Consider the following 23,775-nt stretch of genomic DNA (forward strand, 5'->3'; position numbering starts at 1 on the left):
GAGACAGGCTGGGCGGGTGGACCCGACAAGGAGGCGCCGGTGAGTGCTGGGGGTATGCCCCCGCAAGCGGGAGGGACCCCCACCCGCGCGCGGCTTCCTCTGACGCCTGACGTGTGCCCGCCCTGGCTGCGTCCCTTAGTGGACAACGTGGGTCAGATCCCCGAGGCGCTGCGGCGCCGGCTGCCGCCGGACGTCTGGGAGATGGTGACCGCGGCCAGGGCCGACGCCTCCGGACCGGGCGACCAGCGTGAGGCCGCCGTGCTCGTATTGTTCTCCGGCCCGGAAGCCGGCCCCGCCGACGGCGGTGTGCCCGACGACGCCGACCTGCTGCTCACCGTGCGCGCCTCGACGCTGCGACACCACGCTGGTCAGGCGGCGTTCCCCGGTGGGGCCTCCGACCCCGGCGACGACGGACCGGTCGCCACGGCGCTGCGGGAAGCCAACGAAGAGACCGGGATCGACGTCGACCGGCTGCATCCGCTGGTCACCATGGAGCGGACCTTCATCGCGCCGTCGCAGTTCGAGGTCGTCCCGGTGCTGGCGTATTCGCCGGACCCCGGGCCGGTGGCCGTCGTCAACCAGGGCGAGACGGCGATCGTGTCGCGGGTTCCGGTGCGCGCCTTCATCAATCCGGAGAACCGGTTGATGGTGTACCGCGGCGATCTCGGCCATCGGTGGGCCGGTCCGGCGTTTCTGCTGAATCAGATGCTGGTTTGGGGATTCACTGGCCAGGTGATCTCTGCGGTTCTCGACGTCGCGGGCTGGGCGCAGCCCTGGGACACCGACGACCTTCGCGAGCTGGACGACGCGATGAAGCTGGTCGGCGACGACGGCGGCGCGCAATGAACACCATGTCGCCTTCCCAGTGGCTCGATGTCGCGGTGCTGGCGGTCGCGTTCATCGCGGCCATCTCGGGTTGGCGCTCCGGGGCGATGGGTTCGCTGTTTTCGTTCATCGGGGTGCTGCTCGGCGCGATCGCGGGCGTGCTGCTGGCGCCGCACATCGTCAGCCACATCGCCGCCCCGCGCGCCAAGCTGTTCACCGCCCTGTTCCTGATCCTGGCGCTGGTCGTCGTCGGCGAGGTCGCCGGCGTGGTGCTGGGACGGGCCGTTCGCGGCGCGATCCACAGCCGCACCATCCGGACCGTCGACTCGGTGATCGGCGTGGGAGTCCAGCTGGTCGTCGTGCTGACCGCGGCCTGGCTGCTGGCCACGCCGCTGACCCAGTCGAAGGATCAACCTGAACTTGCTGCGGCAGTGCGGGGTTCGCGGGTGCTGGCCCGGGTCAACGAGGTGGCGCCGCCGTGGCTCAAGACGGTGCCCAAGCGACTTTCGGCCCTGCTGAACACTTCCGGTCTGCCCGCGGTGCTGGAACCCTTCAGCCGCACCCCGGTGATCCCGGTCGCCTCACCGGACCCGGCCCTGTCCACCAATCCCGTCGTCACCTCCGTCGCGCCCAGCGTCGTCAAGGTGCGCAGTGTCGCGCCCAGCTGCCAGAAAGTGTTGGAGGGCAGCGGATTTGTGATCGCGCCCGATCGGGTGATGACCAACGCGCACGTCGTCGCCGGGTCCAGCAGCGTGCAGATCTACGCCAGCGGCAGCCCGCTGGACGCGACCGTGGTGTCCTACGACCCGTCGGTCGACATCGCCATCCTTGCCGTCCCGAACCTGCCGCCGCAGCCGCTGGCCTTCGCCGAGACCGAGGCGAAGACCGGGGCCAACGTCGTCGTGCTGGGCTATCCCGGCGGCGGCAACTTCACCGCGACCCCGGCCCGCATCCGGGAGGCCATCAAGCTCAGCGGTCCCGACATCTACCGGGACCCCGCGCCGGTGACGCGCGACGTGTACACCATCAGAGCCAATGTGGAGCAAGGGAATTCGGGTGGGCCGTTGATCGACATGAGCGGCCACGTGCTCGGCGTGGTGTTCGGCGCCGCCGTCGACGACCCCGACACCGGCTTCGTGTTGACCGCCGACGAGGTGGCCGGTCAGCTGTCCCGAATCGGTGACACGCAACAGGTGGCCACCGGGGTCTGCGTCAGCTGACCCGCGGCCCGTGCACTTGTTCGAGGAACCTCATCAGATGCTTGTTGACCTCGTCGGGCGCTTCTTCGTGGCTGAAATGCCCTGCGTCGGCGATAGATAGGTAACGTCCCTGCGGCGCGTAGCGCTGGCTGTGGTCGACCGGGTCGGCCAACACGTACGGGTCGGCGTCACCGCGCAGGTGCAGCAGCGGCATACCGAGTTGCTGTGACATCGATTTGATGAACCGGTGTCCCTCGCCGCGCAGCTGGCTGCGCACCGCCCAGCGCTGATACTCCAGCGCGCTGTGTGCGGCACCGGGGATCTGAATCGCCGTGCGCAGGTAGCCGATGGTCTGCGAAAAGTCCTCGGAGGCAACCCATTTGGCGCAGCTTCTGCTGCTGACCAGGCGCTCGATCTCCGCCCCGTCGTCCCGGGCCAGCAGCCGCTCCGGCCACAGCGGCACCTGATAGCGCAGCAGGGTGGGCAGCAGGGCGTAACCCTGATCGCGGCGGGTCAGGGTGGACCGGCGCAGCGCGGCCGGGTGCGGCGAGCTGATCAACGCGATGCCGCGCACCAGCCGTGAGTGCAGCAGCGCGGCGGTCCAGCAGGCCAGTCCACCGTCGGCGTGGCCAACCAGCGTTGCCGACGAATGTCCAAGTGCGCGAATGAGTCCGGCGGTGTCGCCCGCCATCGTCCAGGCGTCGTAGCCGCGGGGCGGCTTATCGCTGCCGCCGTAGCCGCGCAGGTCGACCGCGACCACGCGCGCACCGGTCAGCCCGCGCAGCTGATGGCGCCAGGACCACCAGAACGACCCGAACCCGTGCAGCAGGATGACCAGGGGGCGCGATGTGACCGGGGTGGCCGCGTCCTGATCAGCCGGGAGCGCCTCGACGACGTGGAACCGGATGCCGTTGGCGTGCACATCCAAATGTCGCCACGGCCCGTCGATGCGGATCGCCGACGGATCGGGCGCGGACATCTACCAACCCGAGGGATCTGTGGCGGGGGGAGTGGCGGGCGGCGCCGTGAGCTTGGCGGCCGCCGGCTTATCGTGCCCCGGGGTCAGCGCGTTGCGTGTCTCCTTGACCGATTCGATGGTCTCTCGCGGCCCGCGGATCCGGCGTACCTTCAGCCAACCCAGCAGCGCCAGCGCCGCCCCGACCACGACCATGATCGCGAACACGATGAGGAAAGCCACCCAGCGCCATAGCCAGTTGTCGAGGAGCTCGGCGAGGAAGAAGAAGAAAAAGAAGGTGGAGTAGAACAGCACGACCAGCGCGGCGATGAAGAAGACGCTGCCGGTCAGGCCCTTCTTGATGTCGCGCGTGATCTCGGCGCGGGCAAGCTCGACCTCGGCGCGTACCAGGGTGGAGGCCTGGGTGGTCGCCTCTTTGATCAGGTCACCGATCGACGGGTCAGCGGGCCCGGCGTGCGGGTCGGCCAACGGGATCGTGGTCAGCGTGCTGGGCACGCCGTTGGTGCGGTCGTTACTCACAGACGGTCCTCTCCGGTCGATTGCCGTCGTGGCCTTATGTTGCCATGTGTCGCGGTGTCAGACGAGGCCAGCCGAGGGCGCCGCAGCCCGACAGGCGACGGACCCGAAGTTTCGACGGCGCCGCCCTTCGCACCCCGGCGGGTGCCCCGATGATCATTTAGACTGGCGCAGCTGTTCTCCGACATTCGGCCAGCTGACGGGAGTTTCGTTGTGCGGAACGCGCATCGCTGCTTCGTCGCGGCGCTGGTGGCCATGCTGCTGATGCTGCAGTGCGCGCCGGGCCGGGCCGTTGCCGACGACAGGGTTCCGATGGGCGGCGGGGCCGGCATCGTGATCAACGGGGACACCATGTGCACCCTGACGACCATCGGCGGCGATGCCGCCGGCGAGCTGATCGGTTTCACCTCCGCGCACTGCGGTGGCCCGGGCGCGCAGGTCGCCGCCGAGGCCGCCGAGGGCAGGGGGGTGCTGGGCGTCATGGTCTCCGGCAACGACGCCCTCGACTACGCGGTGATCAAGTTCGATCCCGCCAAGGTGGCGCCCGTGGCCAACTACAACGGCTTCGTGATCAACGGCGTCGGTCCCGACCCGGTGTTCGGTCAGATCGCCTGCAAGCAGGGCCGCACCACGGGTAATTCGTGCGGCGTCACCTGGGGGCCGGGCCAGGATCCGGGAACCATCGTCATGCAGGTCTGCGGTAGGCCGGGCGACTCCGGGGGCCCGGTGACGGTCGACAACCTGCTGGTCGGGATGATCCACGGCGCGTTCAGCGACAACCTGCCGACCTGCGTCATCAAGTACATCCCGCTGCACACTCCGGCCGTGGTGATGTCGTTCAGCGCGGCTCTGGCCGACATCAACGCCAAGCACCGGCCCGGCGCGGGATTCGTCCCGATACCGGCCTGAGCTACTTGGCCGCCCGGATCGCGTCGAACACGCCGGGGTCCAGCAGCGTCGAGGTGTCCCCGAGCTCACGGTTTTCGGCGATGTCGCGCAGCAGCCGGCGCATGATCTTGCCGCTGCGGGTCTTCGGCAGCTCGGGCACCACATGGACTTCGCGCGGCTTGGCGATCGGCGAGATCTCCCGGGCCACCTCGGCGCGCAGCTCGTCGATGGTCCCGTCATGCGCCTCGTAGCTCCCGCGTAGCACGACGAACGCGCAGATGGCCTGGCCGGTGGTCTCGTCGGTGACACCCACGACGGCCGACTCGGCGACACCGGAGTGCCCGACGAGCGCCGACTCCACCTCGGAGGTGGAGATCCGGTGTCCGGACACATTCATCACGTCGTCGATGCGGCCCAGCACCCAGATCGATCCGTCGGGGTCGAAGCGCGCGCCGTCCCCGGCGAAGTAGTAGCCCTTGTCGGCGAACTTCGACCAGTAGGTGTCCCGGTACCGATCGGGGTCGCCCCAGATGCCGCGCAGCATCGACGGCCACGGCTGGTCCACCACCAGGTACCCGCTGATGTTCTTGGCGTTGTCGGGATCGGGCTGCAGCGGATCACCGTGGTCGTCAACGATTTTCGCCGAGATTCCCGGCAGCGGTGTCATCGCCGAACCCGGCTTGGCAGCGGCGATTCCGGGCAGCGGCGAGATCATCGCCGAACCCGTCTCGGTCTGCCACCAGGTGTCCACGACCGGCAGGCTGCCCGCGCCGAAGACCTCCCGATACCAGCGCCACGCCTCGGGGTTGATCGGCTCGCCGACCGAGCCCAGCAGCCGCAGGCTCGACAGGTCATGGGCGTCGGGGATCTCGCGGCCCCATTTCATGAAGGTGCGAATGAGCGTCGGAGCCGTGTAATAGATTGTGACACCGTACTTTTCGATGATCTGGAAGTGCCGGTTGCGGTCCGGGCTGTCGGGCGTGCCCTCGTAGAGGACCTCGGTGATGCCGTTGGACAGCGGGCCGTAGACGCCGTAGGTGTGGCCGGTGACCCAGCCGATGTCGGCGGTGCACCAGAACACGTCGCTGTCGGGCTTGAAGTCGAAGATGGCGTGCGCGGTGTAGCTGCATTGGGTCAGGTAGCCGCCGCTGGTGTGCACGATGCCCTTGGGCTTGCCGGTGGTGCCCGAGGTGTACAGCAGGAACAGTGGCTGCTCGGCGTCGAAGGGCTGCGCGTCATGTTCGGGCGACGCGGAGTCCACGGCGTCGTGCCACCACACGTCGCGGTCGTCGTCCCACGACACGTCAATTCCGGTGCGGCGCACCACCAGAACCTTCTCGACCGGGCTGGGGCCGTCGGGCCCCGGCGCCACCGCCTCGTCGGCCGCGTCCTTGAGCGGTGCCGGGTTGCCGCGCCGGAACTGGCCGTCGGCGGTGATCAGCACCTTGGCCTGGGCGTCGGCGATGCGGGCGCGCAGTGCCTTGGCGGTGAAGCCGCCGAACACGACGCTGTGCATGACGCCCAGCCGCGCGCAGGCCAGCATCGCGACCACGGCCTCCGGGATCAACGGCATGTAGATGGCGGCCCGGTCGCCGGCCGTCAAACCGAGGTCGGTCAGCGCGTTGGCCGCCTTGCACACCTCGGCCTGCAGATCGGCGTAGGTCAGGTCGCGGCTGTCGCCGACGGGTTCGCCCTCCCAGTGGATGGCGACCCGGTCGCCATGGCCGGCCTCGACGTGGCGATCCACGCAGTTGTACGCGACGTTGAGCTTGCCGTCCGCGAACCACTTGGCAAACGGCGCCTCCGACCAGTCCAGCACCTCGGTGAACGGCTTCGCCCACGACAGGCGGTTGGCCTGCTTGGCCCAGAAGGCCAGCCAGTCCGCGTCGGCTTCGCTGTAGATCCCCTCGCGGGCGTTGGCCTGCTCGACGAAGTGGGCCGGGGGCGGGTACGACGACGGGCCTTCGGTGTGGGTGGCGGTCACTGGCTTCTCTCCTAGGTCGAGGCGCTGCCGCTTGCGGTCGCGTGGTAGCTCGGCAACCGTTTGAGAGCCTAGCCCTGCCGGCGCGGCCCGTCCTCGCGAATACGGAGGCAAAGCGCACCGAAGTAACGCATAATTCCCGGTGTGCAGGTACGCCGAGGACAGCGCCCCCACCGACTACTTCTCAGCTTTGCCGCAGCCGCAACGAGTTACGCCGTCGCCGCCGCGCTGGGACCGCACGCGTGGGCAGTGCCGCCGGAGGCCGGCGACCAGCCGGCGCCGTGCCGGTCGGAGCAAGTCGCCGTGACGGCCGCCCCGGCGCAGGCCGCCGTGGGCCACCGCGCGGTGACGCTGACGTTCAGCCTCGCCGGCGGCGCGGAGGCGTGCACGCTCACCGGTTACCCGTCCGTCGAGTCCGGCGCCGGCGGCCCGGACATTCACGCCAAGCCGACGCTGCGCGGGTACATGGGCGGCCTGCCGAATGACGTCGACGCGCCGCCGACCGTCACCCTCTCGCTGGCCGACCAGGGGCAGGCCGTCGTGGAGGGCATGGCCACCGACGCCAAGGGCGACCAGTGCGCCAGCTACTCCGAGCTGCGGGTCAATCCACCCAACACGATCATCGTGCTCACCGTGCCGGCCACCATCGATGCCTGCGAACTGCAGGTGCATCCCGTCACCGCCGGCTGACGCTTAAGTCCCGGCCCGCGCGAGGCAGTAAACGCGGGCGGGGTCGGGATAGCTGATCCCCTTGGTGTCCGTCGGACATTGCATCTTGTCCGCGCTCCCGTCGATGCGCTGGACAACTTTGATCAACACCTGCCGATCGTCAGTGCAGTCGCCATAGCTCAGGCTCGGATTCTGCATATCGCCTGTAGCCAGGTAGCAGTCGCCTTGTTTGAGGTTCATGGCAAAGCACAGGATGGTGGATCCGTCGGCGAACCAGTCATAAAGGGAGTGTTCGCGTTTGCCGTCCGGGCACGTTTGTCGAGTATCGCTTTTGTATACGAGCTCATCGATGTTGGCCGGATCGGAGCAGTTGTTCGCTGGGCCAGAGCCGAATGACCTTGCGAGGTATGCCTTTTGGGTGATGCATTCGCCCACCTGTATCGAGGTGTCCGACGCGCCGCGGTGCGACTTGCCCGCCATGTCGCCGGCAACCCGGACGACGTTGCCGAGGATTCCGAACGTGAGCAGCACCGCGCCGATGATGATGAGCGCGGTGCCCGACTTGCCCTTGGGGCGCGGTGGTGGTGGTGGCGGATAGGGCGGGTATCCCGGGTACGGCCGAGGCGGGTACGGGCCCGGGTATCCCGCGCCCGGGTACCCCATCGGCGGCGGTCCCGGCGGGTACGGGTAGGCGGGGTAGGCGGGACGCTGTTGTCGGCGACTGCGGGCACTTTCCCGCAGGCCGATGATCAGGCAGACCAATCCGATCAGGGGAATGCCGAAGTCGAAGGCCAACTGACCGGCCACATAGCCGGGGCCGCCCGCGGCGAGAACCGAAACCCCCATGGCGAAATCCTAGGTCGCAAACGCCGGCAGACGTACTTCACCTGCGCCGCGCAGCCGCCCTTGCGGGGCCGTCGCCCGCGCAGGCTCTAGGGTCGCTGTCATGCGTCGGACGCGGGCCGCGCGGGCACTGACGGCCCCGCTCACCGCCACCATGCTGGCGGTGGCGTCGCTGGCCGGCTGCGGCGGCGGGATGCTCAGCCCCGACGTCGTGGTGGTCAACGGCGGCGAGCCGCCCAACCCGCTGATTCCGACCGGCACCAACGACAGCCTAGGCGGGCGGATCCTGGACCGGCTGTTCGCCGGCCTGGTGTCCTATGACGCCGACGGCAAGCCGTGGCCGGAGGTGGCGCAGGCGGTCGAGACCACCGACAACGTCAACTACCGGATCACGCTCAAACCGGGCTGGACGTTCACCGACGGCTCGCCGGTGACGGCCCACTCGTTCGTCGACGCGTGGAATTACGGCGCCCTGAGCACCAATGCCCAACTGCAGCAGGACTTTTTCAGCCCGATCGAGGGTTTCGACGACGTCGCCGGGCCCGCCCCCAAGCAGACCACGATGTCCGGGTTGCGGGTCGTCAGCGACCTGGAATTCACCGTGCGCCTGCGGGCGCCAACCGTCGACTTCGCGCTGCGACTGGGGCACAACGCGTTCTATCCCCTGCCCGACATAGCGTTTCGCGACATGGCTGCCTTCGGCCGCAACCCCGTCGGCGACGGCCCGTATCAGCTGGCCGACAGTCCTGACGGGCCGGCCTGGGAGCACAACGTCAAGATCGACCTCAAAGCCAACCCTGGCTACCACGGCAACCGCAAGCCCCATAACAAGGGCCTGCGGTTCGAGTTCTATGCGAACCTGGACACCGCCTACGCGGATCTGCTGTCCGGCAATCTCGATGTCCTGGACACGATCCCGTCGAGCGCGCTGACGATCTACAAGCGGGACCTGGGCGGCAACGCCGCCAGTGGGCCCGTCGCGGTCAGCCAGTCGCTCGACACCCCGTTGCGGCTATCGCATTTCGGCGGCGAGGAAGGCCGGCTTCGCCGGCTGGCGTTGTCGGCGGCCATCAACCGCCCACAGATCTGCAAGCAGATCTTCAACGAGACACGCAGTCCGGCAAGCGATTTCACCGCCAGCTCGCTGCCGGGATTCGATCCACACATCCCGGGCAACGAGGCGCTGGACTTCAATCCCGATCGGGCCCGGCAACTCTGGGCCCAGGCCAACGCGATCGCGCCCTGGAGCGGACGCTACGCCATCGCCTATAACGCCGACAGCGGCCATCAGGAATGGGTGGATGCGGTGGCCAACAGCATCAAGAACGTGCTGGGCATCGATGCCGTGGGAGCCCCGCAGCCCACCTTCGCGGGGTTTCGCACCCAGATCACCAACCGCACCATCGACACCGCCTTCCGTGCCGGCTGGATCGGCGACTACCCGTCGATGATCGAGTTCCTCGCCCCGCTGTACGCCACCGGCGCGGGTTCCAACGACGTCGGCTACTCCAGCCGCGAGTTCGACGCCGCACTGACCACCGCCGAGGCCGCGCCCAACCTGCACGAGGCGGACGTGCTGGTCAACACCGCACAGCGAATCCTGTTGCACGACATGCCCGCCGTGCCGCTGTGGTACTACATCAGTGTGGTCGGATGGTCGGCGCATGTGAGCAATGTCAGGGTTACCTGGAACGGGCTGCCCGACTACGAGAACATCGCCAAGGCCTGACATGGGCTCCTACATCGCGCGCCGAGCCGCCATCATGGTGCCCGTCTTCCTCGGCGCCACCCTGCTGATCTACGCGATGGTGTTCCTGTTGCCCGGTGATCCCTTGGCCGCGCTGGCCGGCGATCGTCCGCTGACCCCGGCGGTGGCCGCGCAGCTACGGGCCCGCTACCACCTCGACGATCCGTTCCTGGTGCAGTACCTGCGTTACCTGGGCGGCGTGCTGCACGGCGACCTTGGCCGCGCGTATTCCGGGCTGCCGGTCAGAGACGTTCTGGCACATGCCTTTCCGGTCACGCTGCGGCTGGCGCTGATCGCCTTCGTGGTGGAGGCGGTGCTGGGCATCGGATTCGGCGTGATCGCCGGGCTGCGGGAGGGCGGAATCTTCGACGCGACGGTACTGATCACCGGATTGCTCATCATCGCGATCCCGATTTTCGTGTTGGGCTTTCTGGCGCAGTTCGTGTTCGGAATCCGGCTGGGCATCGCGCCGGTCACGGTGGGCGAGCGCGCCAGTTTCGCTCGGCTGCTGCTGCCCGGCGTGGTGTTGGGTTCCATCTCGTTCGCCTACGTGGTGCGGTTGACCCGCTCGGCGGTGGCCGCCAACGCGCATGCCGACTACGTGCGCACCGCGACGGCGAAGGGCCTGTCGCGGCCGCGGGTGGTCTCGGTGCACATCCTGCGCAATTCGCTGATTCCGGTGGTGACATTCCTGGGCGCCGACCTCGGCGCGTTGATGGGCGGGGCCATCGTGACGGAGGGCATCTTCAACATCCACGGCGTCGGCGGCGTGCTGTACCAGGCCGTCACCAGGCAGGAGGCGCCGACGGTGGTGTCGATCGTGACGGTGCTCGTCATGATCTATCTGCTCACCAACCTGATGGTCGACCTGCTGTATGCGGCCCTGGACCCACGGATTCGCTATGGCTGAGCACTCTGGCTTTTGGGGCGAGGCGTGGCGCAAGCTGCACCGGCGCCCGAAGTTCGCCGTCGCCGCCGCGCTGATCCTGCTGGTCGTGCTGGTCGCGCTGTTCCCGGCGCTGTTCACCGGCGCCGATCCGAACTACGCCGACCCCAGCCAAAGCATGCTCGGCCCGTCGTCGGCGCACTGGTTCGGCACCGACCTGCAGGGCCACGACATCTACGCGCGCACCGTCTACGGTGCGCGGGCGTCGGTCACCGTCGGGCTGGGCGCCACCCTGGCGGTGTTCCTCGTCGGCGGCGCGCTGGGCGCGCTGGCCGGTTTCTACGGCGGTTGGTTGGACGCGCTGGTCTCGCGCGTCACCGACGTGTTCTTCGGAATCCCGTTGCTGCTGGCCGCGATTGTGCTGATGCAGGTCACCCGCCACCGCACGGTGTGGACGGTGATCGCCATTCTTGCGTTGTTCGGCTGGCCGCAGATCGCCAGGATCGCCCGCGGCGCGGTGCTCGAGGTGCGGGCGAGCGATTATGTACTCGCCGCTAAAGCGCTGGGCCTGAGCCGCTTTCAGATCCTGCTGCGACACGCCCTGCCCAACGCGCTGGGGCCGGTGATCGCGGTTGCCACGATCGCGCTGGGCGCGTTCATCGTCACCGAGGCGACGCTTTCCTACCTTGGGGTCGGGCTGCCGCCCTCGGTGGTGTCGTGGGGCGGCGACATCAACCTGGCGCAGACGCGGCTGCGGGCGGGCTCGCCGATCCTGTTCTATCCCGCTGGCGCATTGGCGATCACGGTGCTGGCGTTCATGATGATGGGCGACGCGTTGCGCGACGCCCTCGATCCGGCGTCACGGGCGTGGCGGGCATGAGCGCGCCGTTGCCCCTGCTGTCGGTGCAGGGCCTCGAGGTCACCTTCGGCGACCATGCCCCGGCCGTTCGCGGTGTGGACCTCAGCGTAATGCGCGGGCAGACCGTCGCGATCGTGGGTGAATCGGGGTCGGGGAAGTCGACCACCGCGGCCGCGGTCCTCGGTCTGCTCGCGCCCGGCGGCCGAATCACCAACGGCCGCATCGTGTTCGACGGACTCGACATCACGTCGGCCGACCGCAAGTTGCTTCGGTCCATCCGGGGCCGCCGCATCGGCTACGTGCCCCAGGACCCGATGGCCAACCTCAACCCGGTGTGGAAGGTCGGCTTTCAAATCCGTGAAGCGTTGCGCGCCAACACTGATGGCCGCGACGCGCGCCGGCGGGCGGTGGAACTGCTCGCGGAGGCCGGCATGCCCGAGCCGGCCAAGCAGGCGGGGAAGTACCCGCACCAGCTGTCCGGCGGCATGTGTCAACGCGCGCTGATCGCCATTGGCCTGGCCGGCAGGCCGCAGCTGCTGATCGCCGACGAGCCGACGTCGGCGCTCGACGTCACCGTTCAGCGCCAAGTGCTCGACCACCTGCAGCACCTCACCGACGAGATGGGCACCGCGCTGCTGCTGATCACCCACGACCTGGCCCTGGCCGCCGAGCGTGCCGAGTCCGTGGTGGTCGTCCATCGCGGGGTGGTGGTGGAATCGGGTGCGGCACAGTCGATTCTGCGGAAGCCGCAGCACGAGTACACCCGGAAGCTGGTGGCTGCCGCCCCGTCGCTCACCGTGACCGCGCCGCGAACGCGCGAACCGGCGACCGGCGAGGACGACATCCTCGTCGCCTCGCGGCTGACCAAGGTGTATTCGGAGTCGCGCGCTTCGCCGTGGCGGCGCGCGGAGTTCCGCGCCGTCGATGACGTGTCGTTTGGGCTGCGCCGCGCCAGCACCCTCGCGATCGTCGGCGAATCCGGGTCGGGCAAGTCCACCGTCGCGCGCATGGTGCTGGGGTTGCTGCAACCCACTTCGGGCACAGTGGTTTTCGATGGCACCCAGGACGTCACCGCGATGGACCACACCCAGGCGATGGCGTTTCGCCGCCGCGTGCAGCCGGTGTTCCAGAATCCGTACAGCAGTCTGGACCCGCTGTACTCGGTGTTCCGCGCCATCGAGGAGCCGCTGCGCATCCACCGGATCGGCGACCGCGGGCACCGCGAGAAGGCGGTGCGCGAGCTCGTCGATCAGGTGGCGCTGCCGTCGTCGATGCTGGGCCGGCTGCCCCGCGAACTGTCGGGCGGCCAACGGCAACGGGTGGCGATCGCCCGGGCGCTGGCGTTACGGCCGCAGGTGCTGGTCTGCGACGAGGCGGTGTCGGCGCTCGACGTCCTGGTGCAGGCGCAGATCCTGGACCTGCTGGCCGAGCTGCAGGCCGAGCTGGGGCTGACCTACCTGTTCATCAGCCACGACCTGGCCGTGATCCGGCAGATCGCCGACGACGTGCTGGTGATGCGCGCCGGCCGGGTCGTCGAGCGGGCCGCCACCGAGGCGCTGTTCACTCGCCCCGGCCACGAGTACACCCGCCAACTGCTGGATGCCATTCCCGGCGCGCCCACGCCGCCCCGATAGGAGCGATCGCAAGCGCGGCGCGTCGCGACCATCGATTAGGAGTGATCGCAAGCGCGGCGAAGCCGGGCGCGGCGGGTCGCGACCATCGATTAGGTTGGCAACCTGTGAGCGCTGACCCACTGGCCCCGCTGATGGAGTTGCCCGGCGTCGCCGAGGCGAGCGACGAGGCCCGCGATGCGCTGGGCCGGGCGCACCGGCACCGGGCGAACCTGAGGGGCTGGCCCGCGTCGGCGGCCGAGGCCGCGTGGCGGGCGGCGCGCGCCTCCTCGGTTCTCGACGGCGGCCCCGCGCGGCTCGAAGACTTGCCGGACCCGGTCGGTGACCCGGTGTTCGGCGGCGCCCTGCGCGTGGCCCAGGCACTGGAGGGCGGCGGGGGCGCGCTGGTCGGCGTCTGGCAGCGGGCGCCGCTGCAGGCGCTGGCCCGCCTGCACATGCTGGCGGCGGCCGACCAGGTCGGCGACGATCAGCTGGGCCGCCCGCGGGCCGATCCCCAGGTGGGGCCGCGGCTGGAGCTGCTCGCCGAACTGGTGACCGGCGCCACGGCGGCGCCGGCTCCGGTGGTTGCCGCCGTGGCGCACGGGGAACTGCTGACGCTCAAGCCGTTTGGCAGCGCCGACGGCGTGGTGGCACGTGGGGTGTCGCGGCTGGTGACGATCGCCAGTGGACTGGACCCACACGGGCTGGGCGTGCCCGAGGTGCGCTGGATGCGCAAGCCCGCGGAATATCGCGATGCGGCACTCGGATTCGCCGACGGCACACCAAAGGGCCTGGGGGGGTGGCTGGTGCTCTGTTGCCACGCGATGCGCGACGGCGCACAGGAGGCGTGGTCGATCGCCGAAGCCCAGTCGAAGAAGTAGCCAGCGCGACAATTAAGCGCCTGCCGGAAAATGTAGAGCGGGCGGCGTCCCGAATTTCTTCGGTCCACCGCCCGCTAGCACGGAACTCGGTTACCAAGCGTGCAACTATGGGTCGCGTGGGTTGGCCTCGGCGATCTTGCGACATCACCGGCTGCTGCCCCACCCAAAGGGCCGTCGACGCCTCTTGATTTTCGCAATTACGCAGGCCCGCAACACTTCTGCCATCTTCGCGGCTGTGACTCCGCGTGGGTGCCGGGTTCCATGCTGGGCGCCCGGATCGGGAGATGGATCCTTCTCTTCCGGATCGACCTAGGCCTAACCGGGCTTCCGTGGTTTCCTTTGTACTCCTGGTGCCTTAGCACAGCAAGGCCTAAATCTGCGAATGTTGCGAAGCGGAGTCGAAATCGCGCCTAAATCGTTTGCTGTCAGAAAGATTGAGTCAGAATGCGAAGCGGCGCAGCAACGAATAGGTAACCGCGCCGGCCGCCAGCGCGCTGATGCCCACCGCGGCCGTCGTCGCGATCGCGGCGCCCGACGGGGCCGGGATGCGGTCGCGCAGCGACACCGGCCGGGAGAAACTCAGCACCGGCCAGCCGCGTTCGGTGGCTTCCCGCCGCAGGCCCCGATCGGGGTTGACCACGCTGGGGTGGCCGACGACTTCGAGCATCGGTATGTCGGTGATCGAGTCGGAGTACGCGTAGCAGTGCTCCAGCGGATACCCCTCGCGCGCCGCCAATTCGCGGATCGCTTCGACCTTGCCTTCGCCGTAGCAGTAGAACGCGACTTCGCCGGTGTACTTGCCGTCCTCGACGACCATCCGGGTCGCCATCGCGTGCGTGGCACCGAGCGCCCGGGCGATCGGCGCGACGATCTCCTCGCCGGACGCTGAGACCACGACGACGTCGCGGCCGCACAATTTGTGCGCGGCGATGAGGTCCGCGGCCTCGGCGAACACCAGCGGAGTGACGATGTCGTGCAGCGTCTCGTTGACGATCGACTTCACCTGGGCGACGTCCCACCCGGTGCACATGTTGGCCAGGTGGGTCCGCATCCGGTCCATCTGGTCATGGTCGGCACCGGAGAGCAGGAAGATGAACTGGGCGTAGCTGGACTTCAGCACAGCACGCCGATTGAGCAGTCCCTGGTTGAAAAACGGTTTGCTGAACGCCAGGGTGCTGGACTTGGCGATGATCGTCTTGTCCAGGTCGAAGAAGGCCGCAGTGCGGGCATTGGAACCAGCGGCCGGCACACTTTGCTGCTGCGCGGCCGAGTCGGAGACGGTCACCGACCCAGCATAGGTCGGCAACCGGACGGGGCCGGGATATCGCACCCAAAACGAGCGCTCAGACGACTGTGGTTGGCGTTATTGACGGTGTTTTTGCGGCTCACGGTGATTTTTCAATAAAACTGAAACTTGCGTCACCTCCCACTGTCGTGTGTATAGTAAGCATTACTCGGCCTGAGCCGAGGGTGTATCAGCCCGACCCCCCGGGGCTGATGCACGACGACCTCCGCCTCCTCCCCCCCTGGCGGGGGTCGTCCCTTTTCTGGGGTCTTTTTTCCCCGAGATTTGCAGACTTGGCGCCCGTCAATCCACGTTGCGGGGCCGCCGCGATCGCGCGGCCGGGTGTTAGCCGGGCCGATGCCGTTACGCACACCTGAGCGTCCATCCACAAATCCAGCTTTTGGCACTGGTGTGCCAAGGTCACGGCCCGCACCGTGGGGTGGTGACCAGCAGCGCCCGCACCCCCGCAACGGCTGATCCCGGCGTCCTGGCGGTGCTGACCGACCCGCAGTTGCGCGAGGAATTGGACCGCGTCGCCGCGGCCGTCGGCTTTCGCGTGGTGCACGCCCGTGGGTCTTCGGTGAGCAGGAAGACGTGGTCGGCCGCAGCGGCGGTGGTGCTCGACGAGACGGCGGCCGATCGCTGCGGACGGGCGGCGCTGCCGCGGCGCGCGCACGTCACCGTGTTGACCGTCATCGAGCCGACGACCGCGACCTGGACGGCGGCCATCGCGGCCGGCGCACAGCAGGTGTTGCGCCTGCCCGAGCAGGAGGACGGGTTGGTGCGCGCCCTCGCCGAGGCCGCGGAATCGGCGCGCGACGACGGTGCGCGCGGCGAAGTCGTCGCCGTGATCGGAGGCTGCGGCGGTGCCGGCGCCTCGGTGTTCGCGGTCGCTTTGGCGCTCGGCGCCACCGATGCGCTGCTCGTCGACCTCGACGCCTGGGGCGGCGGAATCGATTTGCTGATGGGCAGCGAGGCCACACCGGGTCTGCGTTGGCCCGACTTGGCTTTGCAGGGCGGCCGCCTGGTCTGGTCGGCGGTGCGCGACGCGTTGCCGCGCCACCGCGGGGTCAGCTTCCTGTCCGGCACCCGGAGCGCTTACGAGTTGGAGGCCGGCCCGGTCGACGCCGTGATCGATGCGGGCCGGCGTGGGGGAGTGACCGTGGTCTGCGATCTTCCCCGCCGGCTGACCGACGCCACCCAGTCCGCGATGGATGCCGCCGACCTTGTCGTGGTCGTCAGCCCGTGTGATGTCCGGGCCTGCGCGGCCAGTGCGGCGATGGCCCCGGTGCTTTCCGCGAGCAATCCCAACCTCGGCCTGGTCGTCCGCGGTCCGTCTCCCGGCGGGTTGCGGGCGGCCGAGGTCGCCCACATCACCGGCCTGCCGTTGCTGGCGTCGATGAGGCCGCAGCCGCAGCTGGCCGAGCGGCTCGAACATGGTGGCCTGCGGGTGGGGCGGCGGTCGCCGCTCGCGGCGGCGGCCGGGCGGGTGCTCGCCGTGCTGCCCCGGGCGACTCCTGAGCGGAAAGGCAAGGCGGCGTGACTGATTCGCTGATCGAACGGGTGCGCGAGCGGCTGGCCGTCGAGTCCACCCCGCTGCGGCCCAACGTGGTGGCCGCCGCCATTCGTGCGGAGTCCGGTGGGATGCTCGGCGATACCGAGGTCCTCGCCAACCTTCGGGTGCTGCAAACCGAGCTGACCGGCGCCGGCATCCTCGAGCCGTTGCTCTGCGCCGACGGCACCACCGACGTCCTGGTGACCGCCCCCGACGCGGTCTGGGTCGACGATGGGAACGGATTGCGGCGCAGCCAGATTCGATTCGCCGACGAGGCGGCGGTGCGGCGTCTGGCGCAGCGGCTGGCGTTGGCCGCCGGCCGGCGCCTCGACGACGCGCAGCCCTGGGTCGACGGCCAGCTGGCCGGGATCGGCGCCGGCGGGTTCGCGGTGCGGTTGCACGCGGTGCTGCCGCCGGTCGCGGCCGACGGCACCTGCCTGTCGCTGCGGGTCCTGCGGCCGGCGACTCAGGACCTCGCGGGCCTGACCGCGGCGGGCGCGATCGACTCCCGGGCCGCCGCGCTGGTACACGACATCATCGCCGCCCGGCTGGCCTTCCTGGTGTCCGGGGGAACCGGCGCCGGCAAGACGACGCTGCTGGCGGCGATGCTCGGCGCCGTCTCGGCCAGCGAGCGAATCGTCTGCGTCGAGGACGCGGCCGAGCTGGCGCCGCGACACCCGCATCTGGTGAAGCTGGTCGCTCGGTGCGCGAATGTCGAAGGGGCGGGCGAGGTTCCCGTGCGCCAACTCGTCCGGCAGGCCCTGCGGATGCGGCCCGACCGCATCGTCGTCGGCGAGGTCAGGGGAGCCGAAGTCGTCGACCTGTTGGCGGCGTTGAACACCGGGCACGACGGCGGCGCGGGCACGGTGCACGCCAACAGTCCCGGCGAGGTGCCCGCGCGGTTGGAGGCGTTGGGCGCCCTCGGCGGCCTGGATCGGGCCGCGTTGCACAGCCAACTCGCCGCCGCGGTCCAGGTGCTGCTGCACGTCGGACGCGACCGACGGGGCCGGCGCAGGCTGGCCGAGATCGCGGTGCTGCGCCCGATCGACGGACGCGTGCGGGCCGTCACGGCGTGGCACGCCGACCGCGGGATGACCGACGACGCGGCCGATCTGCATCGGCTGCTGCGAGCCCGGATCTCCGCATGACCGGGGCCACGGCCGCCGCGCTGTCGTTGTCATCGGCGCTCCTGGTCGTTCCCTCATCGCCGCGGCGCCGGCTCGGCGCGGTGGGCCCCGATTGGCGCCGGGCCCGGATCGGCCGACAAGGGGCCGCCTGCATGGCGGCGGGGGGCGCGCTCGCCGCCGCCATGCTGCTACCGCTGCCGACGGCGCTCGCGTTGTTCGCCGTCGCCGCGACAGCCGGTTCGCGCTATCGCCGCCGTCGCCGGATGCGGCGCACCGTCGACGAGGGCCGAAGCCTGGAGGCCGCGCTCGACGTCCTGGTCGGCGAGCTTCGGGTGGGCTCTCACCCGGTGCGCGCCTTCGAGATCGCCGCCGCCGAAACCGCTGGCGCAGTGGGGACGTCGCTGCATGCCGTCGCCGCGCGCGCCAAGCTGGGTGCCGACGTCACGGCCGGCCTGCGGGCCGCCGAGCGATCGTCGGCGCTGCCCGCGCATTGGGATCGACTCGCGGTGTGCTGGCAGCTGGCCACCGACCACGGGCTGGCGATCGCGACGCTGATGCGTGCCGCACAGCGCGATATTGCTGAGCGGCAACGGTTCTCGGTACGCGTCGCATCGGGTATGGCCGGGGCGCGCGCCACCGCGGCCATATTGGCCGGCTTGCCGGCGCTGGGCGTGCTGCTCGGGCAGCTGATCGGGGCCAGGCCGTTGAGCTTCCTGCTGGGCGGGGGCGCTGGCGGCTGGCTGCTGGTGGTGGGCTCGGCGCTGGCGTGCGCGGGATTGCTGTGGTCGGACCGGATCACCGAGCGCGCGGAAGCGGGGACATGAGCACCGCGTCGGTGTTGCTGGCCGTCGCGTTGTGGATTGGGCCCGGCCCGTCGGTGGTGCGGGCCCGAGCCGGACGCACCGCCGGACCGCGGCAGCGGCCACGGCCGGCGCGGGGTGCGGACCCGCTGGCCGTCGCGTCCAGCCTCGACGTGCTGGCAGTGTGCCTGACCGCGGGAATGGCGGTATCGACCGCTGCGGCGGCGGCAGCCGCCTCCGCGCCCTCGCGGCTGGGCCTGGCGCTGCGGCGCGCCGCCGATCTGCTGGCGCTCGGCGCCGATCCTGTTACCGCGTGGTCGATTTCGCCGTCACTGGCGATCGGCGCGGTCGACGTCCATACCGATGCGCTGCTGCGGCTGGCACGTCGTTCGGCGTCTTCGGGTGCGGCGCTGGCCGCCGGCGTCGCCGAGTTGGCTGACCAGTGCCGTCACGACGCGGCGCACGCGGCCACCGCGGCGGCCGAACGTGCCGGGGTGTTGATCGCGGGCCCGCTCGGGGTGTGCTTTCTGCCGGCGTTCGTGTGCCTGGGCATCGTCCCGGTGGTGGCCGGGCTGGCCGGCGACGTCCTGCAGTCGGGGCTGTTGTGACACAACTATTAGAGGGGAGAACCATTGGTGATCAACATGTTTCGCACGGCCATAGCGCGGCTCGCCATCCTGGCGACCGACGAGTCGGGGATGTCGACGGTCGAGTACGCCATCGGTACCATCGCGGCGGCCGCGTTCGGCGCGATTCTCTACACCGTCGTCACCGGCGACTCCATCGTGACGGCGTTGACCAACATCATCGGCCGCGCGCTCAACACCAAGGTGTAGCCGGCTGTGCCGGTGCGAGCACGGTGGAGGCGGCGCTGGGGATCGCCGCGCTGGTCGTGGTGCTGGTGCTGTGCCTGGCCGGGATCACGGCAGTGTCGATGCAGGTTCGCTGTGTCGACGCCGCCCGCGAGGCCGCGCGGCTGGCCGCGCGCGGGGACGAACACGCGGCGGTCGACACCGCGCGTCGGCTCGCGCCCAGCGGGGCGCGGGTCCAGGTGCACCGCGACGGCGACTTCCTGGTCGCTACCGTCGTGGCGCACTCAAACCTGCTGCCCGCGCTGGACATCGGCGCCCGCGCGGTCTCGGCAGCCGAGCCGCCGGGGTGAGCGCGGCTCGGCAACCGTGGTCGCGGCCGCCATGGTCGCGGTGCTGCTGTGGGTCACCGGCGCCGGGGCATACGTCGGCTCGGCGGTGGTGGCGCGGCATCGTGCGCAGGCGGCCGCCGACCTGGCCGCGCTGGCCGCCGCGGCGCGGCTGCCGGCCGGTGCCGTGGCGGCGTGTGCGCGTGCGACGGCGGTGGCGCGCGAGATGCGGGTCGACGGCGTGCAATGCCGGGTGGACGATCTTGACATCGTCGTCACCACCGAGGTGCCCGTCGCGGTTGCCGGTGCGGCGCGAGCCGCCGCGAGGGCCGGACCGGTCGATGCGCCCTAGTCCGGGTTGCCCGACAACCCCGCGGCGGCGATCTCCTCGTCGCTGGGCAGCCGCAGCGAGAGCAGACCGGCGTAGGTATCCGGCTCGAGCTCCACCTGATTGACCGTGACGTGCACCGGCACCCAGTCGGCGTCGTGGCCGCGCATCCGCAGGACGCGGCTGGTCGCACCCTTGCTGAACTCCTTGGTCATCGAGTTCAGCAGGCGCTGATCGTCGGGATGAACCTTCGGCGTATCGGCGTTGGCGCCGCGCCAGTCGTAGAAGGTGCACGGCTCGTCGAGCCACTTCAGCAGCGTCCAGGTCTTCAGGTCGACGAGTGCCCGGTGGACGCCGGCCTCGCGCAGCCCGTTGAGGATTCGCTGCGCCAGGTCGTCGGTGGAGGTCACCGGGCCCTTGAGCTCGGCTCGCCAGTTCATCGCGCGCGCGACCAGGTGGTCGCGGCCGTGCGGCCCGGGCTCCAGCGCGCTGCGTCCCACGAATCCGATGCGGATGGGGTTGCCCTGCCAGTCGGTGAGATCCCAAGTGCTGCAGAGGGTTAGCCCAGGCTCGGCCCGAACGGCCATGGCCAGGACCTTGGTTTCGTTCGGATTGAGCTCGCGGTTGGGCAGGTCTTCGGCGAACGCCCTGCCGAAGGTGACCTCGACTTCGGGGTTCTTGCCGCTGTTGACCAGCGACTCGCGGGTATCGGTGGCCACGCCCAGGGTCAGGTCCCACTTCAGCGGGCCCGGCGTCGGTCGCTCGGGTGGATCCTCGTCGGGTGGGCCCGTCCAGACATGTACGCCGTGCAGGCGCCCGTCGGACATCAGCACCGGCTCGGTGCGGATCACCCGGTCGTGCTTGGGGGTGATGCTGCTCAAGCTCTGTCCGGTCTGCATCGACTCGGCAATCGCTGTCCGGACCGCGGAGAGATGGGGACTGCGGCGCAGGAACGTCGTGATGGGTACCAAGTTCTTCAGCTGTCGTCCCTGCGCGACTACAGCCGGTTCGTCCCCCAGCGTCTCCACGAGCAACCAGTCGTGGGCCATGCGATCGATTTTAAGGCCGCCGGCGACGTGATTGGTGGCCAGCCGTGCCGTCGAGGTGTTTGCAAACGCCATCGCCGACTTGGTAGTTTGCTGCTGCGCCCGCCTAGTCGGGGTCTGCGAACGGGTCGCGTTGTCCGACCGTTCGCCGCATTACGCCCACGCTGGCGTTTTCCCAGCGGGGACAGATCCGTGGAGGTCGACCGTCGAGGGGTCGGTCGCCATCCGCCGGATTGCCCCAACAGCTACGGCAGCTGCGCGAGGACCAGTCGAAGCACCCGCACGGCTCCCGCCTTGTCCAGGGGGTCGTTGCCGTTGCCGCACTTCGGGGACTGCACGCACGACGGGCAGCCGCGTGGGCATTCGCAGGCTTCGATGGCCGCGGCCGTCGCACTCAACCAGGTGCGGGCCTGCCGGAATCCGCGTTCGGCGAATCCCGCGCCGCCCGGATGGCCGTCGTAGACAAAGACACTGGGCAGGCCCTGCGGATCGGGACCGATCGCGGTCGACAGGCCGCCGATGTCGCCGCGGTCGCAGCTGGCCACCAGAGGCAGCAGCCCGATGGCGGCATGCTCGGCGGCGTGCAGCGCCCCGGGAATCTGCGATAGGTCAATCCCGTTGTCTTCCAATGCCTCCGGTGTGATCGTGTACATGGCTGCCATCGTGGACAGGCTGTGTTGCGGCATCTGCAGCTCGATGAAGTCGATCACCTCGCCGGAGAGCAACCGGCGCAGGTAGCCCACCACCTGGTGGGTCACCGTGACCGGCACCAGGCCCAGGGTGACCGGGCCGTACGTCAGGCGCTCCCCGGTGCCGGTCAGTGCGATGTCGGTGATTTCGCGCGCGAACGTCGCATAGCCGGGATCCTCGGCATGCACGAACGCGATCTGTTCGTCGAGATCCAGCGAGTCGACGACATAACTCTCGCCCTGGTGCAGATACACCGCCCCCGGGTGCACCGATGCCGGGGCCTGGCCCACCCCGGTGCTGCCCAGCAGCCGCCCGGTGTCGGCCTCCACGATGACGACCTGGCCGCCGATCGAACCCCGAATGTCCACGGCGCCATGCGGTTCCAGGCCCGGCGCGGGAAAGTACTTGTCGCCGCGCCGGCGCAACAGCCCGTCGTCGACCAGGCCGTCGGCCACATCCGTTGCCTCCAGGTCCCTGATCTCCGCGACATCGAGTGGCAATTCTGTTGCTGCACAGAGTAGTTGGGGCCCGAGAATATACGGATTGCCGGGGTCGATGACCACGCGCTCGACCGGCTTGTCCAGCAACGCGGCCGGGTTGTGCACCAGGTAGGTGTCCAGGGGGTCGTCGCGGGCGATCAGCACCACCAAGGCGCCCTGGCCGCGACGGCCCGAGCGGCCCGCCTGCTGCCAGAACGACGCGACCGTCCCCGGAAAACCGGCCAGCACCACCGCATCCAGCCCGGCGATGTCCACACCCAGCTCCAGCGCGTTGGTGGTAGCCAGTCCCCGCAGCCGGCCCTCGGCCAGGTCACGCTCCAGCGCGCTGCGGTCCTCGGCGAGATAACCGGCCCGATACGACGCCACCTTCGACGACAGCTCCGGCGCGATATCGTCCAGGCGCCCTTGGGCTCCCAGCGCGGTCAGCTCCGCGGCGCGCCGGGAACGGACGAACGTCAGTGTCTGGGCGCCCTCGGCGATCAGGTCCGCCATCACCCGCGCGGCCTCGGCGCCGGCCGAACGGCGCACCGGGGCGCCGTTCTCACCGGTGAGGTCGGCGCGCAGCGCCGGCTCCCACAACGCCACGGTCCGTGCGCCCTGCGGCGAACCGTCGTCGACGATCTCTTCGACTGGGAGACCGATGAGTTCGGACGCCGTCGTGCCCGGCGAGTCCGTCGTCGCACTGGCGAAGATCACCGTCGGCGACGCCGAATACCGCGCGCACAGCCGCAGCAGGCGGCGCAGCACCATCGCCACGTTCGAGCCGAAAACGCCGCGGTAGTAATGACATTCGTCGACGACGATGAACCGCAGCCCGCGCAACAACACGGCCCAGCGGGGGTGGTTGCGCAGTATCGACAAATGGATCATGTCGGGATTGGAGAACAGCCACCGCGAGCGCTCCCGGGCGAAGCGGCGTACCTCGGTAGGGCTGTCGCCGTCATAGGCGGTGGGCGCCACCGCGAAATCCGGGGAGGCCAAGCGCGGGACGGCGGCCGTCAGCGCGTGCGCGGCCCGCAATTGGTCGTGGCCCAACGCTTTCGTCGGCGACAAATACAGCACCCGGGCGCGCGGATCGGTCGCGAGCGCGTTGAGGACGGGAAGTTGGTAGGCAAGGGATTTACCCGACGCGGTACCGGTACTCACCACCACGTGGCGCCCGGAATAGGCCAGTTCGGCCGCCTGCGCCTGATGTGACCACGGGTCACTGATGCCGCGTTCGGCGAAAGCCCGAATCACATCCGGATCGGCCCAGGTCGGCCAATTGTGCGCTCTGCCAGTGCGGGCGGGCAGTTCGGCGACGTGGCGCAGCGGACGCTCGTCGGTCGCTGTACCGGCGAGCGCCACGGCGAGCAGGTCGCTGCCGAAACTGGCCACGTCGCACCCTCCAAGAATCCGCCGGGTACCGAAGTCTGTCGCCGACGCG

The 23,775-nt window shown here is 69.7% G+C and carries 23 protein-coding genes; 16 read left to right on the plus strand and 7 right to left on the minus strand.

The features are described 5' to 3' along the window. Positions 1–39: 39 nt before the first annotated feature. Positions 40–846 (plus strand): NUDIX hydrolase, encoded by an 807-nt coding sequence (locus MRAB57_RS09935; protein WP_077090512.1) that lies wholly within the window; start codon positions 40–42, stop codon positions 844–846. Between the two features lie 5 nt (positions 847–851). After that, positions 852–2,045, plus strand: coding sequence for an acid resistance serine protease MarP (gene marP / locus MRAB57_RS09940; protein WP_108638071.1), 1,194 nt, complete (start codon positions 852–854; stop codon positions 2,043–2,045). Here the strand turns inward: marP and MRAB57_RS09945 are convergent. Together MRAB57_RS09945 and MRAB57_RS09950 are read right to left on the minus strand one after the other, a co-directional pair. Then, positions 2,038–3,003, minus strand: a complete 966-nt coding sequence (locus MRAB57_RS09945; protein ID WP_077087409.1) for an alpha/beta fold hydrolase — start codon at positions 3,001–3,003, stop codon at positions 2,038–2,040. The two genes, marP and MRAB57_RS09945, sit on opposite strands and share 8 nt — an antisense overlap. After that, positions 3,004–3,519: a phage holin family protein gene (locus tag MRAB57_RS09950; RefSeq protein ID WP_077087410.1), complete on the minus strand. Its 516-nt coding sequence runs from the start codon at positions 3,517–3,519 to the stop codon at positions 3,004–3,006. It abuts the gene before it with no gap. A 210-nt stretch (positions 3,520–3,729) separates the two neighbouring features. On the opposite strand from MRAB57_RS09950, the gene MRAB57_RS09955 reads away from it, so the two are divergent. Next, the gene (locus MRAB57_RS09955) at positions 3,730–4,425 is read left to right on the plus strand and encodes a S1 family peptidase (protein WP_108637917.1); all 696 of its coding nucleotides are present in this window, start codon (positions 3,730–3,732) and stop codon (positions 4,423–4,425) included. A 1-nt stretch (position 4,426) separates the two neighbouring features. Here MRAB57_RS09955 and acs read toward each other — a convergent pair whose 3' ends face one another. Further along, a complete protein-coding gene (gene acs, locus MRAB57_RS09960) occupies positions 4,427–6,388 on the minus strand; it encodes an acetate--CoA ligase (RefSeq protein WP_077087411.1) in 1,962 nt (653 codons plus the stop codon). A 141-nt stretch (positions 6,389–6,529) separates the two neighbouring features. Here acs and MRAB57_RS09965 point away from each other — a divergent pair, with 141 nt between their 5' ends. Beyond that, positions 6,530–7,075 (plus strand): DUF4232 domain-containing protein, encoded by a 546-nt coding sequence (locus MRAB57_RS09965; protein WP_108637918.1) that lies wholly within the window; start codon positions 6,530–6,532, stop codon positions 7,073–7,075. A 3-nt stretch (positions 7,076–7,078) separates the two neighbouring features. Here MRAB57_RS09965 and MRAB57_RS28535 read toward each other — a convergent pair whose 3' ends face one another. Further along, entirely contained in the window at positions 7,079–7,900 is an 822-nt protein-coding gene (locus tag MRAB57_RS28535; protein ID WP_077087413.1) for an LppU/SCO3897 family protein, read from the minus strand. A 100-nt stretch (positions 7,901–8,000) separates the two neighbouring features. On the opposite strand from MRAB57_RS28535, the gene MRAB57_RS09975 reads away from it, so the two are divergent. The 5 genes from MRAB57_RS09975 (at position 8,001) to MRAB57_RS09995 (ending at position 13,880) form a co-directional block, all read left to right on the plus strand. Next, the gene (locus tag MRAB57_RS09975; protein ID WP_077087414.1) at positions 8,001–9,626 is read left to right on the plus strand and encodes a peptide ABC transporter substrate-binding protein; all 1,626 of its coding nucleotides are present in this window, start codon (positions 8,001–8,003) and stop codon (positions 9,624–9,626) included. A gap of 1 nt (position 9,627) precedes the next feature. Then, positions 9,628–10,554, plus strand: a complete 927-nt coding sequence (locus MRAB57_RS09980) for an ABC transporter permease (RefSeq protein ID WP_077087415.1) — start codon at positions 9,628–9,630, stop codon at positions 10,552–10,554. After that, positions 10,547–11,410 (plus strand): ABC transporter permease, encoded by an 864-nt coding sequence (locus MRAB57_RS09985; RefSeq protein ID WP_077087417.1) that lies wholly within the window; start codon positions 10,547–10,549, stop codon positions 11,408–11,410. The genes MRAB57_RS09980 and MRAB57_RS09985 overlap by 8 nt, the downstream gene beginning before the upstream one ends. Next, complete coding sequence (locus MRAB57_RS09990; RefSeq protein ID WP_077090514.1) at positions 11,407–13,023, plus strand: dipeptide ABC transporter ATP-binding protein; 1,617 nt, start codon at positions 11,407–11,409, stop codon at positions 13,021–13,023. Before MRAB57_RS09985 ends, MRAB57_RS09990 begins: the two co-directional genes overlap by 4 nt. A gap of 104 nt (positions 13,024–13,127) precedes the next feature. Continuing rightward, entirely contained in the window at positions 13,128–13,880 is a 753-nt protein-coding gene (locus MRAB57_RS09995) for an oxidoreductase (protein ID WP_077087419.1), read from the plus strand. A gap of 439 nt (positions 13,881–14,319) precedes the next feature. Here MRAB57_RS09995 and MRAB57_RS10005 read toward each other — a convergent pair whose 3' ends face one another. Continuing rightward, positions 14,320–15,165 carry an HAD-IB family hydrolase gene (locus tag MRAB57_RS10005; RefSeq protein WP_077087420.1) on the minus strand — a complete coding sequence of 282 codons (846 nt, stop codon included), beginning with the start codon at positions 15,163–15,165 and terminating at the stop codon, positions 14,320–14,322. Positions 15,166–15,658: 493 nt separating this feature from the next. Here MRAB57_RS10005 and ssd point away from each other — a divergent pair, with 493 nt between their 5' ends. From ssd to MRAB57_RS28940, 7 genes are read left to right on the plus strand one after another with little or no spacing between them, the layout of a single operon-like run. Then, the gene (ssd, locus tag MRAB57_RS10010; RefSeq protein ID WP_077090515.1) at positions 15,659–16,708 is read left to right on the plus strand and encodes a septum site-determining protein Ssd; all 1,050 of its coding nucleotides are present in this window, start codon (positions 15,659–15,661) and stop codon (positions 16,706–16,708) included. Beyond that, positions 16,705–17,868, plus strand: coding sequence for a TadA family conjugal transfer-associated ATPase (locus tag MRAB57_RS10015; RefSeq protein ID WP_077087421.1), 1,164 nt, complete (start codon positions 16,705–16,707; stop codon positions 17,866–17,868). Before ssd ends, MRAB57_RS10015 begins: the two co-directional genes overlap by 4 nt. Then, complete coding sequence (locus MRAB57_RS10020; protein ID WP_077087423.1) at positions 17,865–18,671, plus strand: type II secretion system F family protein; 807 nt, start codon at positions 17,865–17,867, stop codon at positions 18,669–18,671. The genes MRAB57_RS10015 and MRAB57_RS10020 overlap by 4 nt, the downstream gene beginning before the upstream one ends. Further along, entirely contained in the window at positions 18,668–19,255 is a 588-nt protein-coding gene (locus MRAB57_RS10025) for a type II secretion system F family protein (RefSeq protein ID WP_108637919.1), read from the plus strand. Before MRAB57_RS10020 ends, MRAB57_RS10025 begins: the two co-directional genes overlap by 4 nt. Positions 19,256–19,291: 36 nt before the next feature. Beyond that, positions 19,292–19,483 carry a DUF4244 domain-containing protein gene (locus MRAB57_RS10030; protein WP_077090517.1) on the plus strand — a complete coding sequence of 64 codons (192 nt, stop codon included), beginning with the start codon at positions 19,292–19,294 and terminating at the stop codon, positions 19,481–19,483. Positions 19,484–19,506: 23 nt separating this feature from the next. Beyond that, positions 19,507–19,809, plus strand: a complete 303-nt coding sequence (locus tag MRAB57_RS28935) for a TadE family type IV pilus minor pilin (protein WP_077087425.1) — start codon at positions 19,507–19,509, stop codon at positions 19,807–19,809. Between the two features lie 16 nt (positions 19,810–19,825). Continuing rightward, entirely contained in the window at positions 19,826–20,137 is a 312-nt protein-coding gene (locus MRAB57_RS28940; RefSeq protein ID WP_077087427.1) for an Rv3654c family TadE-like protein, read from the plus strand. Here MRAB57_RS28940 and MRAB57_RS10040 read toward each other — a convergent pair. Beyond that, positions 20,134–21,162 carry a PAS domain-containing protein gene (locus MRAB57_RS10040; protein ID WP_077090518.1) on the minus strand — a complete coding sequence of 343 codons (1,029 nt, stop codon included), beginning with the start codon at positions 21,160–21,162 and terminating at the stop codon, positions 20,134–20,136. The two genes, MRAB57_RS28940 and MRAB57_RS10040, sit on opposite strands and share 4 nt — an antisense overlap. Before the next feature lie 242 nt (positions 21,163–21,404). Then, on the minus strand, positions 21,405–23,726 hold the full coding sequence (locus MRAB57_RS10045; RefSeq protein WP_077087429.1) for a DEAD/DEAH box helicase: 2,322 nt from the start codon (positions 23,724–23,726) through the stop codon (positions 21,405–21,407). Positions 23,727–23,775: the final 49 nt, after the last annotated feature.

Source organism: Mycobacterium rhizamassiliense (genome assembly GCF_900157375.1).
Lineage (GTDB): Bacteria > Actinomycetota > Actinomycetes > Mycobacteriales > Mycobacteriaceae > Mycobacterium > Mycobacterium rhizamassiliense.

Coding starts and splice junctions, on each gene's coding strand:
- MRAB57_RS10030 (WP_077090517.1), top strand. CDS start 19,292: ATGTTTCGCACGGCCATAGCGCGGCTCGCCATCCTGGCGACCGACGAG.
- MRAB57_RS10025 (WP_108637919.1), top strand. CDS start 18,668: ATGAGCACCGCGTCGGTGTTGCTGGCCGTCGCGTTGTGGATTGGGCCC.
- MRAB57_RS09985 (WP_077087417.1), top strand. CDS start 10,547: ATGGCTGAGCACTCTGGCTTTTGGGGCGAGGCGTGGCGCAAGCTGCAC.
- marP (WP_108638071.1), top strand. CDS start 852: ATGTCGCCTTCCCAGTGGCTCGATGTCGCGGTGCTGGCGGTCGCGTTC.
- MRAB57_RS09980 (WP_077087415.1), top strand. CDS start 9,628: ATGGGCTCCTACATCGCGCGCCGAGCCGCCATCATGGTGCCCGTCTTC.
- MRAB57_RS09945 (WP_077087409.1), bottom strand. CDS start 3,003: ATGTCCGCGCCCGATCCGTCGGCGATCCGCATCGACGGGCCGTGGCGA.
- MRAB57_RS09990 (WP_077090514.1), top strand. CDS start 11,407: ATGAGCGCGCCGTTGCCCCTGCTGTCGGTGCAGGGCCTCGAGGTCACC.
- MRAB57_RS10040 (WP_077090518.1), bottom strand. CDS start 21,162: ATGGCCCACGACTGGTTGCTCGTGGAGACGCTGGGGGACGAACCGGCT.
- MRAB57_RS09975 (WP_077087414.1), top strand. CDS start 8,001: ATGCGTCGGACGCGGGCCGCGCGGGCACTGACGGCCCCGCTCACCGCC.
- MRAB57_RS10020 (WP_077087423.1), top strand. CDS start 17,865: ATGACCGGGGCCACGGCCGCCGCGCTGTCGTTGTCATCGGCGCTCCTG.
- MRAB57_RS28535 (WP_077087413.1), bottom strand. CDS start 7,900: ATGGGGGTTTCGGTTCTCGCCGCGGGCGGCCCCGGCTATGTGGCCGGT.